The sequence below is a fragment of the Bacillus sp. VT 712 genome (assembly GCF_001614195.1).
Classification (GTDB): Bacteria; Bacillota; Bacilli; order Bacillales; family Bacillaceae_H; genus Priestia; species Priestia flexa.
On sequence record NZ_LWBK01000052.1, the window covers coordinates 16,696 to 30,118 of the forward strand.

15 protein-coding genes and 1 pseudogene are annotated in these 13,423 nt (G+C 38.5%); all 16 read left to right on the forward strand.

The genetic code is table 11. The features are described from left to right. The first annotated feature begins 7 nt into the window (after positions 1-7). Complete coding sequence (locus A2U94_RS18090; protein WP_082823081.1) at positions 8-1,273, forward strand: phage portal protein; 1,266 nt, start codon at positions 8-10, stop codon at positions 1,271-1,273. After that, a complete protein-coding gene (locus A2U94_RS18095; RefSeq protein WP_062954749.1) occupies positions 1,192-1,752 on the forward strand; it encodes an HK97 family phage prohead protease in 561 nt (186 codons plus the stop codon). The genes A2U94_RS18090 and A2U94_RS18095 overlap by 82 nt, the downstream gene beginning before the upstream one ends. Before the next feature lie 46 nt (positions 1,753-1,798). Further along, positions 1,799-3,004, forward strand: coding sequence for a phage major capsid protein (locus tag A2U94_RS18100; RefSeq protein ID WP_051567033.1), 1,206 nt, complete (start codon positions 1,799-1,801; stop codon positions 3,002-3,004). A 16-nt stretch (positions 3,005-3,020) separates the two neighbouring features. Further along, positions 3,021-3,269: a hypothetical protein gene (locus A2U94_RS18105; RefSeq protein WP_062954750.1), complete on the forward strand. Its 249-nt coding sequence runs from the start codon at positions 3,021-3,023 to the stop codon at positions 3,267-3,269. Next, entirely contained in the window at positions 3,269-3,547 is a 279-nt protein-coding gene (locus tag A2U94_RS18110; RefSeq protein ID WP_062954751.1) for a head-tail connector protein, read from the forward strand. The genes A2U94_RS18105 and A2U94_RS18110 overlap by 1 nt, the downstream gene beginning before the upstream one ends. Beyond that, on the forward strand, positions 3,534-3,842 hold the full coding sequence (locus A2U94_RS18115; RefSeq protein WP_062954752.1) for a phage head closure protein: 309 nt from the start codon (positions 3,534-3,536) through the stop codon (positions 3,840-3,842). Before A2U94_RS18110 ends, A2U94_RS18115 begins: the two co-directional genes overlap by 14 nt. Further along, on the forward strand, positions 3,839-4,201 hold the full coding sequence (locus tag A2U94_RS18120) for an HK97-gp10 family putative phage morphogenesis protein (RefSeq protein WP_025907102.1): 363 nt from the start codon (positions 3,839-3,841) through the stop codon (positions 4,199-4,201). Before A2U94_RS18115 ends, A2U94_RS18120 begins: the two co-directional genes overlap by 4 nt. After that, a complete protein-coding gene (gp17, locus tag A2U94_RS18125) occupies positions 4,198-4,536 on the forward strand; it encodes a tail completion protein gp17 (protein ID WP_025907100.1) in 339 nt (112 codons plus the stop codon). The genes A2U94_RS18120 and gp17 overlap by 4 nt, the downstream gene beginning before the upstream one ends. A 12-nt stretch (positions 4,537-4,548) precedes the next feature. Then, a complete protein-coding gene (locus A2U94_RS18130; protein ID WP_062954753.1) occupies positions 4,549-5,133 on the forward strand; it encodes a major tail protein in 585 nt (194 codons plus the stop codon). 49 nt (positions 5,134-5,182) lie between these two features. Continuing rightward, on the forward strand, positions 5,183-5,551 hold the full coding sequence (gene gpG / locus A2U94_RS18135; protein WP_025907096.1) for a phage tail assembly chaperone G: 369 nt from the start codon (positions 5,183-5,185) through the stop codon (positions 5,549-5,551). Between the two features lie 4 nt (positions 5,552-5,555). After that, a complete protein-coding gene (locus A2U94_RS21955) occupies positions 5,556-5,693 on the forward strand; it encodes a hypothetical protein (protein WP_231882781.1) in 138 nt (45 codons plus the stop codon). Positions 5,694-5,707: 14 nt separating this feature from the next. Then, positions 5,708-9,586, forward strand: a complete 3,879-nt coding sequence (locus A2U94_RS18140; RefSeq protein WP_062954754.1) for a phage tail tape measure protein — start codon at positions 5,708-5,710, stop codon at positions 9,584-9,586. Next, positions 9,586-10,404, forward strand: a complete 819-nt coding sequence (locus A2U94_RS18145; protein ID WP_025907094.1) for a phage tail family protein — start codon at positions 9,586-9,588, stop codon at positions 10,402-10,404. Before A2U94_RS18140 ends, A2U94_RS18145 begins: the two co-directional genes overlap by 1 nt. A 4-nt stretch (positions 10,405-10,408) precedes the next feature. Next, positions 10,409-12,241, forward strand: a complete 1,833-nt coding sequence (locus A2U94_RS18150) for a phage tail protein (RefSeq protein WP_062954755.1) — start codon at positions 10,409-10,411, stop codon at positions 12,239-12,241. 2 nt (positions 12,242-12,243) lie between these two features. Continuing rightward, positions 12,244-12,543 carry a hypothetical protein gene (locus A2U94_RS18155; RefSeq protein ID WP_025907092.1) on the forward strand — a complete coding sequence of 100 codons (300 nt, stop codon included), beginning with the start codon at positions 12,244-12,246 and terminating at the stop codon, positions 12,541-12,543. 36 nt (positions 12,544-12,579) lie between these two features. Beyond that, a pseudogene (locus tag A2U94_RS18160) lies at positions 12,580-13,423 on the forward strand (hypothetical protein); the annotation flags it as partial.

The following is a 13,423-nucleotide window of genomic DNA, read 5'->3' on the forward strand; positions in this document are numbered from 1 at the left end:
TGAATTAATGGGTTTATTTGAAAAAATGTTTAACAAAACGAAGCAGCCTACCACTACTAAACATTTTGAATTTGTGAGCGATAACGGGGGAGGTTTTTATTCCTGGGATGGAAAGTTGTTTCAAAGTGATATTGTACGCTCATGTATTCGGCCAAAAGCAAAGGCAGTAGGTAAGCTTATTGCTAAACATATACGAGATAATGCGAATGAATTTAAAATTAATCCGGATCCATACCTTCGTTTTATTTTAGAAGAACCTAATCCTTTAATGACGGGGCAAATGATGCAAGAGAAATTGGTCAATCAGCTAGAGCTAAATCATAATGCCTTTGCCTTTATAAAGCGTGATGAAATGGGATTTGCTACTGAAATTTATCCAATTCCTTGTGTTTCAGTTGATGTGGTAGAAGGTTCGCTTGGAGATATCTTTCTGACCTTTTATTTTAAGAATGGAAAGAGGATGACCGTGCCGTATAGCGATGTCATTCATTTACGAAAGGATTTTCATGAAGATGATTTTTTCGGTGAGCATCCGGGTAAAGCTTTATCTCAACTTATGCAGGTTGTGACGACTACAGATCAAGGAATTGTAAAAGCCATTCAAAACAGTGCTGTGATTAAGTGGATTATGAAGTTTAAATCCGTTTTGAAGCCAGAAGATATTAAGCTACAAGTAAAGACTTTCATTAGTGATTATTTATCTATTGATAGTAACAGCGGTGGAGCTGCAGCAACGGATCCACGTTACGACTTAGAACAGGTAAAGCCAGAAGCATTTGTGCCGGATTCAAAGCAAATGCAAGAAACCATTCAGCGTATTTACAGCTTTTTTAACACAAACGAAAACATTATTCAGAGTAAATACAACGAAGATGAATGGAACTCTTATTACGAATCAGAAATTGAGCCCTTAGCGATGCAGCTTGCTGGAGAATTTACCAGGAAGCTTTTTACGCGTCGTGAGCGAGGATTTGGAAATAAAATCATTTTTGAGGCTGCAAGTCTACAATATGCTTCTATGTCTACAAAAATGAACCTTGTACAAATGGTTGATAGGGGAGCTCTTACGCCAAATGAATGGCGATCTATTTTATCACTTGGACCGATTGAAGGTGGAGATAAGCCAGTTCGTCGACTTGATACTGCGCAGATTAAGGATGGCAATGTCATCACAAGACGGAGAAACGTAATATCAATGCTTCATCTATTGAAATTAGGGAAGATGAATCAGATTCAAAGATTATCACTGGTTATGCAGTTAAGTGGGAAATGAAATCCCATCCAATGGGCTATTTTAGAAAGTTCAAAGAGCAGTTCAGAAAAGGAGCTTTTGCGGATTCATTAACAGCCGACGATCAGTTAGCACTTTGGAGTCATGATACGTCACGAGTACTAGGGCGTACAAAAAACGGCACACTGCGGTTATTTGAAGATGATATTGGTCTTCGGTTTGAATTAGATTTGCCGAATACTACTCTTGGTAATGACACGTTAGAAACCATTCGTCGCGGTGATGTTGAAGGTGTGAGCTTTGGCTTTCAAATGCGAAAAGAGGAGTGGGATGAAACAGACCGAGATAACATTATTCGTACCATCACAACAGCGAAATTGATTGAAATTAGCCCTGTAGCATTTCCGGCTTATCCAGATAGCCAAGTATCGGCAAGAAGTAATGATCCATATCAGTCATTTATCAAAGAACGTCAACAAAAGTCGCTACGAAAGAAGCTGCTGTTAAAAACTTATTTATAAAAGGAGAATCCCTATGACGAAATTAAAATATGAGTTTAAGCCTTTAATGAAATCATTTGATATTCAATACTTTGCTGTGCGTACACTAGAAGGTATTCAGCAGCGTAGACAAGAAATTCGTTCAATTCTTGAAGGTGACGATGAAAATATCAATTTAGATGAATTAGAGCAAGAATTACGTGAACTAGAAGACGCTGCCACGGCTATTGAGCGACGTCAGCGTTTAATGCAAGAAGCAACATCAATTAACGATGGAACAAGTGCCGAATCACGTACTATTCAAACCTTTAACACATCGACTACAGAAGAACGTGATTTAGGTACAGATTCGATGGAGTATCGAAACGCATTTATGAATTATGTATTGCGTAGTGAAGAGATTCCAGCTGAATTGCGTGCTGTAACAAAAACAGGTGACGTTGGATCTGTCATTCCACAAACAGTATTAAACCGTATTATCGAAAAAATTGAAGCGGTAGGAATGATTTTACCACTGGTTACCCGTACAAGCATTAAAGGCGGTGTGACGGTCCCTACATCTGCCGTTAAGCCAGTAGCAACATGGGTAGCTGAAGGAGAGGGAAGTGAAAAACAAAAGAAAACGACAGGCAGTATTACGTTCAATTACCACAAACTGCGCTGTGCTGTAGCTGTATCTCTTGAAGTGGATACTATGGCCCTATCGGTGTTTGAAACAACCTTAGTAAATAACGTGGTGGAAGCAATGACAAAGGCTATTGAGCAAGCCATTATTAATGGTGATGGTATTGGCAAACCAAAAGGTATTCTTGCTGAAACACCACTGAGCGGTCAGGCATTAGATGTCTCAAAAATCGAATATAAAACTTTAACAGATGCAGAAGCAGCTTTGCCATTGGAGTATGAAAGTAATGCTGTTTGGTGCATGACAAAGAAAACATTTATGAACTTTGCATCAATGGTTGATACAACTGGACAGCCGATTGCACGCGTAACGTACGGAATTTCTGGAAAGCCAGAACGTACACTGTTAGGTCGTAACGTTATTCTTTGTAACTATATTGACAGCTTCGCGACAGCAACAGCTGAAACGCCGTTTGCTTTCTTATACAACTTTAAAGATTACATCTTAAATACAAATTATCAGATGGGCGTAAAAAAATACGAAGATAATGAAACGGATGATTTAGTGACAAAGTCAATTATGATTGTGGACGGAAAAGCAGTTGACATTAATTCGCTTGTCGTACTGAAGAAAGCAGCAACAGTCTAAAAAGGAGTGAGGACTGATGAGAGCATTGGTCATTAAAGCATTTACTGATAAAGAAACACTAACATGCTATTCTCCAGATGAAGTATATGAAGGAGAAGATGAAGAACGTTTTAATGTATTACAAGAACTTGGCTATATCAAAAAATCGGTAGACGAGTCATTTTTTCCGCGTCATGTTGGTGGTGGTTACTATGAATTGCCAAATGGAGAGAAGATTAAAGGCAAAGATCAAGCAATTAAGTTAATGACAAGCGGTGAAGAGTAATGTTGGATAAAGCGAAACTATCTCTGCGTGTGAGCAATGCTGCTTTTGATGATGAAATAATTGATTTAATTGAGGCTGCACGCTTAGAATTGATAGAAGCTGGGGTTTCAGGCGATAAAGCGATGGATGACAACGATCCATTAATTAAACGAGCTATCATTACGTACGTCAAAGCCAATTTTGGTTTTGATAATCCAGATTACGAAAAGCTTAATGAGTCATTTAAATCATTAAAAATACATTTAAGTCAGTCGAGTGATTATCATGCTATATCGTGATGTGCTTTTTCTAATCACTCCGGGTGAAGAGCAACAAAATGAGGATGGCTATCCAATACCGGGTAGTGATCAATCTGAAAAGAAGCAGGTTTTTGTGAACAAGAAAGATGTAAAAAGCAGCGAGTTTTATTTTGCTGCACAAGCAGGAGAGAAGCTTGAACAAATGTTTGAGCTTTTTTCATTTGACTATAATGGACAACCACAAGTTGAATATCAAGGAAAGATGTATGACGTGTATCGTACGTATGATAAGGGTGAAAAAATTGAATTAGTATGTAAGAGGTATGTGCCATGAGTATGAATACGGTAGGAATGAAGAACCTGATGAATGAATTAAAAAAGCTAGAAACGTTAGGTGATCGTATTGCTGAAAAGGCGCTGCAAGCTGGTGCTAAGATTCTGCAAAGAGAAATTATTAAGCGTACGCCTGAACGAACAGGGAATTTAGCTGAAAATATTATCGTGTCCAAAGTAGTTCAAGGCTATATTGATATTGGACCAGATTTCAAGAATGCCTTTTATGCAAGGTTTCTTGAGTATGGAACTTCTACAATGGATGCGCAGCCTTTTATTGAGCCAGCTTTTCTCGCGGTAAAAGATGAAGTTCAAGCTGTAATGGCTCAGGTTATTCGCCAGGAGCTTAGTAAATTATGAGTATGAACAAACTCATTATGAGTACATTGCAACCTTTAAACTATCCTGTTTATCCTATTCATTACCCTGGCGATTTAGATACGTATGTTACATTTTTTCAATACAACGAAGGCTCAGCTCTACATGCAGATGACAAAGAGCAGTTAACGCAATATTTTTATCAAGTTGACGTATGGACGAAAAATCCAACTGTGTATACATCGTTAGTAAACCAGGTGAAAGAAGCGTTGGTATCTGCAGGTTTTACCCGAAGAAGTGCCATTGATTTATATGAAAAAGAAACGCAGGTCTATCACAAGGCTATGCGTTTTTCTTTTGTCCAAAAAAGTATGTAGGAGGAATAGTACATGACAGAAGTTCAAGCGTCTGTTGGTTTGAAAGATTTAGTATACGCAGTATTAGTAAGTGATGATAAAACAGGTGTTGCCTATGATGTTGTAAAACCAGCTGCCCCTGCTATCTCAGCAAATATTAACCGAGGTTCCTCGGCTACGCCAATTTATGCGGATGACCGAGTGGTTGCGGTAACAACAAGCACAGGCGTCACAACAATTGAAATCGGTATTACACACCTACCTAAACAAGTACAAGCTGAATGGCTAGGTCATGAAATTATAAATGGTATTTTAGTTCGTAAAAAGACAGACAAAGCGCCTTACTTAGCATTAGGCTTTCGCTCGGAAACGTCAGATGGAAGCTATAAATATGTATGGCTGTATAAAGGCAAGTTTCAAACCCCAAGTATGGAACATGGTACGAAAGGTGAATCACCTGAACCAAAAACACCAACCATTTCTGGGACGTTTATTGAGCGGAATTATGACGAAGCGTCGGATATTGATGTGCATGATACGGACACTGACATTCCAGAAGGGGTAATTGCAAAATGGTTTACTGAAGTAATTGATCCAACTGAATTAACAACACCTTAATGAAAGGCGAGCTTTTGCTCGTCTTTTTAATTGAAAAGGAGAGGGAAATATGAATTTAACATTAATGATGAGCGGCAAGCCTATTAAATTCGGCAAACCATTCATTTCTGGTCGCATCTACCGTGAGTTTTTAGCGCTAAAAGAACGAGGAGTGGATTTTAATAGCCCAACACCTGATGAGCTAGATGAAGTAGTACAAATGATTTGTGAGTCGTATAGCAATCAATTTACAATCGATGATTTTTACAACGGATTAGCCATTGATATTGATTCGGAAGATAACTTTTTCATCAAGATTGCGGAGTTTATTATGCTTGCTCAAGGTTTACGTCCTGTAAATCCATATGAAAAAGATGACCAATCAGAAAGTGGGGAGACAGAGCCTCCCACACCCTCAGACACTGTACAAGAATCTTAAGAAAATGTACAGAGATCTAATGAAGCAAGGACATAAGCTTCATGAATTAGATGCAATGGACATTCATTTCTTTTTTGAACTGTACATGGAACAAGCTGAAACAAAACAATCAAAGCAAGTCTACATTGATCAAATCTGGTAACTGGAGGTGAGAATATGGTAATGGGAGCCGGTGAAGTAGGACGTTTGAAAGTTAATTTAGCTTTGGATAGCGGCGATTTTACAAAGAATATGGCAGCTACTAATCGTAGTTTAAAACTCCTCGATGCTGATTTGAAAGCTGCTGAATCTGGTCTTGGAAACTTTGAAAATGGTTTAGATCAGTTAAAAACAAAATCAGCAAATCTTACTCAACAATTTCAAATCCAACAAACGCGTGTACAAGAGTTAAATCGTCGATATGAAGAGTTAGTTCGTACGAAAGGTGAAAACTCAAAAGAAGCTCAAAATATGCTTATACGTCAGCGGAAAGCCGTTGAACAAATGCGTAAAGTAGAGAAAGCTTTAAAAGGTGTTAATGACAAGATTGAAGACGAATCGAATCAGCTGAACATCTTAAAAAAGCGAGCAGATGAAGCTGCTCAGCAAATGGGTGAGCTAGGTCAAAAAGCAGGTGCTGCAGGAAGTGCTTTTACGCCAGTAGTAGCAGGGATAGGTGCAGCGCTTTTAAAAATAGCGAATGACGTTGATTCTTCTCAGGCTCGCATCCAAGCTCAGTTAGGTGTGACGGGCAAAGAGGCTGAAAAGCTAACAAAAGAAGCTAGGGACATCTGGAGCGACGGATTCGGCGAAAGCATGGAAGATGTCACTCGTGGTCTCGTACAAGTTAAACACAATATTAAAGGACTAAATGACGGTGAATTAAAAAAAGTAACAAAAGACGCATTAGTATTAGCGGATGTATTTGAAGCGGATGTGAATGAAGTAACTAGAGCTGGGGGAAACGTCATGAAAGGTTTTGGCGTTGACTCCAAGAAGGCTTTTGATTTAATGGCATATGGTGCTCAGAATGGACTCAATTTTTCAAATGAAATGTTTGATAACTTGAGTGAATATGCACCTTTGTTTGCGAAGATGGGTTTTTCAGCTGATGAGTATTTTCAATTGCTTATAAACGGTAGTGAAGCTGGTGTTTATAACTTAGATTACATCAACGATGCGATGAAAGAAATGCAAATTCGTTTAAAAGACGGCTCTAAAACGACGTCTGAAGCGATGGGGCAGTTGTCTAGTAGCACTCAACAGGTGTGGAAGGATTATCTAGTAGGTAAATCAACCGTTAAAGATGTCTCAAACGCGGTTTTATCAGAGCTAAAGGGTATGGATGACCAAACTTTAGCCAATCAAATTGGTGTCGATTTGTATGGAACCAAGTGGGAAGATCTTGAATCTGATGCGATGTACGCCCTTGGTGGAATTGACGGTAAGTTAAAAGGCGTCGATGGATCTATGCAGAAAACATCTAAAGCAATCGAAGAATCATTTGGTGTGCGTGTAAAAGCTGCATGGCGTGAGTCACAAGAAGCCTTGGAACCGTTAGGAGAAATCCTATTAGAAATGGCGGAGCGTCATTTGCCTAAAATCGAAAAGGCTGTAGAATCTGTTGCTACTAGATTTGATAACATGTCCCCTGCTGCTCAAGATGCAACGTTAGCAATTGGAGGGTTATTATTTGTCGGTGGCCCACTTGTAAAAACCTTTGGGTGGCTTGCATCTGGTGCGAGTAAAGTTGTCCCATGGATTGCTCGATTAGGTGGAGGTGCTGCGATTGCTGGTGGTGCAATGACAGGAGCGGCAGGCGGTGCTGGTGTACTCGCTACAGCAGCATCCGTTTTGACAGGACCAATTGGTATAGCAATTGCATCTGTAGCTGCGCTTGGAACAGCTGCTGTTGTCTTAGATAAAGAGTTAGACAAGCCTGTAATCAAGTCAAAAATATTTGGTGATGAAGTATCCAAGAGTACTCAAAAGGCTGTAGGAGCTTATTTGAAAATGGATGAAGATGCTTCGATGGCTCTTACTAATATGTTTGCTACGCAGGAAGTGATCACAGATGAGAATTTAAACAGCTTAGTTGGTAAGTATGACAAGATGGGGAATAGCATACTAGCTTCCATGGATAAAAATCATGCGAAACAATTGGAGAAAACACAAAATTTGTTTGCTAATACATCAGCCTTAACAGCTGAAGAAGAAGCAAATGTTTTAAAGAAAATGAATGACAATCATGCTAACAAGCAGCTAAAAGTACAAGAGTATGAAGCGAAAATTCAAGAGATTATGAATACAGCTAAAGAGCAAAAGAGAGCTCTCACAGAGTCTGAAAAGCTCACTATCAATGGAATACAGGAACAAATGCGTACACTGGCTGTTCAAACAATGAGTAAAAGTGCGGAAGAACAAAAGTTCATTCTTTCTAACTTAAAAGAACAGTCAGGTGTAATCACGGCAGAGCAAGCGGCAAAAGTTGTGCAAAATTCCATCAAACAACGTGATAAATCAGTAGCAGAAGCAGAAAAACAGTATAAAGATACGGTTATGCAAATTACGTATATGCGTGATGTGACCGGCGAGCTAACTACTGAGCAAGCGAATCGCTTAATAGATGAAGCTGCCCGATCTCGAGATAATGCAGTCAGCACAGCAGAAGATATGCATAAAAAAGTTGTGAAAGAAGCGCAAGGACAAGCCGAAGAGCACGTTGACAAAATTAATTGGGAAACAGGTGAAGTTAATTCTGGCTGGGATATGATGTGGAATAAAGTTGATAGTATTTGGACGAGCATTAAAGAACTTTTTGGAATTAAAGAGAAGAAAAAGTCTGCTCCACCACGTGTTCAAAAAAATGTTGTTCGTGGAGCTTATGCTAAAGGGACATCTTCTAGTGGACACCCAGAAGATGGTTGGGCTATCACTTCAGAAAAAGGACGGGAACTTATTCATGAGCCAGGTGTTGGTACGTATCTTTCAGGTTCTGATGGGCCAGAACTGCGATATTTACGTAAAGGAACAAGTGTCTTACCAAACCATCATACTGAAAAACTATTAAAAAGCTATGGATTTCCTGGTTACGAAGGCGGTGTTGGTGATTACTTTGATGCCATTATGAAAGGACCAGGTGCATTATGGGATGCTGTCACGTCGAAGGTGTCCGACTTTAAAGATAGTCTAATTCCAGAATGGTTTAGAAAAGCAAGTGGGAGCCCTGTAAAAGCTATTAAGGAGTTAGCTTTGAAAAAAATTCAAACATTAATTGATGACTTTAGCTTTGGTGGCTTTGGAATGGGTGCAGAATTTGCAGGAAAGGGCGCTGCTGTGGCTCGTTCTGCTATTACTCAAGCTTTAAAAATACTAAATAAACCAATGTCGTTATTAAATCCTTTGATGACGATTGCTCAAAAAGAATCTGGTTTTAATCCGAATGCGATTAATAACTGGGACATTAACGCCAAACGTGGAGATCCATCGGTTGGTTTATTCCAAGTGATAGGGTCAACTTTTAAAAGATGGATGATGCCAGGGCATGGAAATCGCCGTAATCCCCTTGATTCAGCTCTAGCAGCTATTCGTTATATGGACGGTCGTTACGGCGGTGTAATGGGACATCCAGGTATTAAATCTATGTCACGCGGTGGCGGCTATAAACCTTACTTTAAAGGCGGTATAGCTAGTCATCCACAAGCTGCTACATTAGCGGAGAATGGTTATCCAGAGTTTATTTTAACGACAGAGCCGGCATATCGTGACCGTAATAAAACATTGTGGACGCAAGCAGGGAAGGCTTTAGGGATGTTTGATGATAGTAACCAAGCTTTAGCTATTTCAAGTCATTCTCACTCTAATAATATTCAGTATTCAGACTTTGGAAATGAAGAAGAATTAGCTTTATTAAAAGAACAAAACGATTTACTACGAACAATAGCTTCTAAGAATTCTAGTTTCACAGCAGAAATTGACGGAAAAGTGTTAGTTGATTTCATTGAAGATGAGCAAGCCATCAATGGAAGTATACGTGCAATCTGGGGGAATAAGTAATGATTAGGATATTTGATAAGGAAATGACAGAAATCAATTTAGTAGATTATCGATTACAAGGGTTGAGCTTTCGTCCTTCAGCATTATCCCCTAACCACTATACAGATTCTGTATCTGGTAAACCAGGTATTAATCGCAACGGATCAGAACACGGTCCAAGAAGATGTGAAGCGGAGTTTTTTATTGAAGCTATTAATTTTTATACTCATTCTTTATTTGTAAGTGAACTGTTTGAATTGTTTGATCCTAGTCGTCTGCTATATATTGTGCAAGAAGAACAATTAGGTAAACGTTGGCCAGTTGTAGTAAGCGCTGAATGGACACCAGAGAGAATTAATCCTTTTGTTAGTACGTTTACAGTACCATTCGAAACATATGAGCTTCCCTATGCAGAATCAATTAATACCTCATTAACACCACAAACCTTTGATCAAGAGTGGTGGCAATTGGGTATGGGGCTGATAGCCGAAGACACGCCGTATACCTTTAATACTTCATCATTTCGTGTATACAATCCTGGTAACGTTACGATTAACCCTTTTTACTGCGATATGGAGATTATTTTAAATGTCGCATGTAATTCCTATGTAGAGGTTCAAAACACAACTACAGGCGATTTATGGCGTTATAATGGTAGCTTGACTACGGATGATACTGTGCGATTAGGGTTTAAGGCTAAAAAGAACAATTTAAGTATCTATCGTTCTACGAATAGACAAGTTATCACATTAAAACCTGGTTGGAATGATATTAAAATAAATGGAACTACGAGCATTCAAAACGTTCAGTTTGCTTTCCGTTTCTACTACAAGGGGTGATGAGATGGACACAATGTATATAGAAGACTTACAAGGTGAGCAATACCCTTTACAGGCTGCAGTAGATCGTGAGCGGGGTATTAATGGTGAAAAGTCTATCTCACTCACACTCTATGAAGAAAAATGGAATGAGGACTACTTTAAGAATATTGATACTTGCTGGAAAGTAGGATTTGATGACGATGAATACGAGGTTGTCATCCCAAGAGCGAAGGCAAGAGGTAAAAAAGCGGTGTGGGAGCTTAAAGCTGTCCATCGCTTTTTTGTTGATATGCGGAATAGTTGGAAGTACGAAACGCATACAGGATCTATGACAATCCAAGCGCGTATGAACTTTGTTTTTAATGGTAGTGGATACAATTTTGTCATTGTAGACTCGTTTGGTGCAAAGGATTTAGAAAACTTTGGTGACTCCTCACGATTAGATTTGTTTCAAAAGATTTTAGAAACGTACGAGGCAGAGTTTGAAATCGTAGGAAATACCGTCTATATCCGTACTCGAATCGGGCAGGATACAGATTTTGTTTATCATCGTAACCTCAACCTAAAGGATATTACAATTGAAAAGGATTCAACAGATTTTTCGACATACGGTGAAGGGTTTGGAAAAGACGGGTTACATGTTACGTATACAAGTCCACTAGCATCTATTCCTGGTATTGGTATTAGACATGCACCACCCATACGCGACGAGCGTTATACAGTTGCATCTTCTTTATTTAATGCAGTTAAAAAGATCATAGATGAATCACTAGTTGTCTCGATTACCGTCGATGTTGCTGAATTGCAAGCGCAAGGCTATCAAGATGCACCAAATGAGGGCGATAGAATCTTTTTAATGGATGATCGTCTGAATTTAGATATCGAAACACGTATTGTCAATATCAGTGAATCTTTTAACGTAAAGGGTGAATTAATTTCACAGAAAGTCACAATATCAAATAAAAGCATTCGAGAATCTTATCAATCACAACTGAGTAACACTGTTAAACAGCTGCAAGACTTATTTGCAGGTCGAGGTAATATCCCTTATAACGTGTTGCCAGAAGCAATTCGATTAGCAACAGCAGCGTTATTAAGTGCTCAAACAGAATTGATTTTTGAAAATGGTATTGTTGCGGTTAGTAAAAACAATAAAAATTTAGTTGTTCTGTTGAATAGTGCTGGCTTAGGGATTTCAACTGATGGAGGACAAACATTCGAAAATGCTATTACAGCACTAGGGATAAATACAAATCTTCTTACAGCTGGTGCTATTCATACGAATCACATTCAAATCATCGGTACAGAGTCTTATTTCTTTTGGGATGGTAATGAATTTATGGCTATGGATCCAACTGATCAGCAGAAATATGTGAAAATTAAGCCGGGTTTTATTGATATTTCTGGTGGAGCGTTAAGGTTAAGAAGAGAAGATGGTTATACAGTTATCCAAGATGGTATTTTACGTTATCAGTTCTCATTATCAGCTCATCAACCATTCTTAATGGGGGATGAAGTAAGACAAGTGCAATACGGATTTGAAACGTCAAGTCACCAATTACAGAATGCACAGTATTATGCATTTCGTCATGAAGGTAGATATTTGTGCGTTTTCTTAGGACTAACAACATCTGACCCTCGTTATGAAGCCACAGTTGAAGTTGTAAAACAAGGAACACAAGAAACCCTAGCAGCTTATAAAACGACTGCTACTGAAGACACAGTTGGTCAACTACTTAGAGTTGACTTAGGTCATCCTACTGGTAATGAAACAGGAATTTATGTGAGATTTAGAAGTGGCTACACAGGCAATAAAGTCTATGTACGTGTTATTCGTACATATTTGGAGGGATAAATATGATAGAAGGAAAGACGCAACTGTACTGTGATGCTGACGAAAGTGGAAATATGACAAGGGTAATTTATGGAACAGACATAATTCCAACAAGTCCTTTTCGTTATTTTTTCATGGTATCTAAAATTGTTATTGCAAATTTAGATAAATTTTATATAAGTAATGGTGAACTAAAACAGAAAGAGAGTACAACTCTTATTCCTGTAGAAGAAGAGAAGCTTACTACTGAGAAACAACTAGAAGAAATGAAGAAGCAGATGGAAGAGATGAAGAAGCTAATTGGCTCTTTAACTAATTCCTAATGCTTCTTTTTTATTTTTAAGTTAAGGAGGGAAAATATGAGATACAGACCACCACGAAATAAATGGGGCGCTGATTTTGCAGAGGATTACGAAAGGAATTTAGAGGACATCGAACGTGATATAACAGGTGTCGAAGAGATTGTTGAAGGATCAAAAACCAATGCTGAGCAAGCTTTAACATTTGCAACAGAAGCAAAAGGTAAAGCCGAAAGTGTACAAGAACAATTTAACCAAGTTGTAATTGAGGGTGATTCAAGCGTAGAAGCAGCGCAAGCAAGGGTAGATGCTAAGAATGTTGCGCAACCAACTTTAAAGGCTAGATTGGACAAAGATTACAATGAAGTTACTGCGCAATTGGCGGAAAAACTGAACAAAGGAGACGTATCATCAACTGATTTCAAAATTTCATCTGATAAAGATAAAATAAAATTAATTAATTTATCTGATGAAGTTAGACAGGCAATGGCAGGGACAACACCGATAACTGCCACACCAGGAGTAAACAGTATTGTAGATGAATACATTGCACCAGGCGCAATCACTCTAGCGAAAATAAAAGGGTCTACAGTTCAAGGTAAAAATCTTTTTGACAAAGATTCTAGGACTGTAAACTATTTTGTTAACTACTTAACAGGGACTGTTGGTGCTAATACATCTTACGATGTAACAGATTTCGTACCAGTAGAGCCATCAACTGTTTACGCTAGAAACTATTCACACGAAATTGCCTTTTATGATGAAAACAAAATTTACATCAGCGGTCTTTCAAGATTGTCACCACCAGAACAAGCATCAACAATTACAACTCCTAGTAATGCTAAGTATATAAGAGCTACACTTTCAAAAGGGACAGCAGAGACTTTTCAATTAGAAAAAGGTA

Excerpts from the sequence above, each read along its gene's own strand:
- gp17 (WP_025907100.1), top strand. The coding sequence starts at position 4,198 with ATGAGTATGAACAAACTCATTATGAGTACATTGCAACCTTTAAACTAT.
- A2U94_RS18155 (WP_025907092.1), top strand. The coding sequence starts at position 12,244 with ATGATAGAAGGAAAGACGCAACTGTACTGTGATGCTGACGAAAGTGGA.
- A2U94_RS18110 (WP_062954751.1), top strand. The coding sequence starts at position 3,269 with ATGTTGGATAAAGCGAAACTATCTCTGCGTGTGAGCAATGCTGCTTTT.
- A2U94_RS21955 (WP_231882781.1), top strand. The coding sequence starts at position 5,556 with ATGTACAGAGATCTAATGAAGCAAGGACATAAGCTTCATGAATTAGAT.
- A2U94_RS18150 (WP_062954755.1), top strand. The coding sequence starts at position 10,409 with ATGGACACAATGTATATAGAAGACTTACAAGGTGAGCAATACCCTTTA.
- A2U94_RS18100 (WP_051567033.1), top strand. The coding sequence starts at position 1,799 with ATGAAATCATTTGATATTCAATACTTTGCTGTGCGTACACTAGAAGGT.
- A2U94_RS18120 (WP_025907102.1), top strand. The coding sequence starts at position 3,839 with ATGAGTATGAATACGGTAGGAATGAAGAACCTGATGAATGAATTAAAA.
- A2U94_RS18115 (WP_062954752.1), top strand. The coding sequence starts at position 3,534 with ATGCTATATCGTGATGTGCTTTTTCTAATCACTCCGGGTGAAGAGCAA.
- A2U94_RS18140 (WP_062954754.1), top strand. The coding sequence starts at position 5,708 with ATGGTAATGGGAGCCGGTGAAGTAGGACGTTTGAAAGTTAATTTAGCT.
- A2U94_RS18105 (WP_062954750.1), top strand. The coding sequence starts at position 3,021 with ATGAGAGCATTGGTCATTAAAGCATTTACTGATAAAGAAACACTAACA.
- gpG (WP_025907096.1), top strand. The coding sequence starts at position 5,183 with ATGAATTTAACATTAATGATGAGCGGCAAGCCTATTAAATTCGGCAAA.
- A2U94_RS18145 (WP_025907094.1), top strand. The coding sequence starts at position 9,586 with ATGATTAGGATATTTGATAAGGAAATGACAGAAATCAATTTAGTAGAT.
- A2U94_RS18130 (WP_062954753.1), top strand. The coding sequence starts at position 4,549 with ATGACAGAAGTTCAAGCGTCTGTTGGTTTGAAAGATTTAGTATACGCA.
- A2U94_RS18090 (WP_082823081.1), top strand. The coding sequence starts at position 8 with ATGGGTTTATTTGAAAAAATGTTTAACAAAACGAAGCAGCCTACCACT.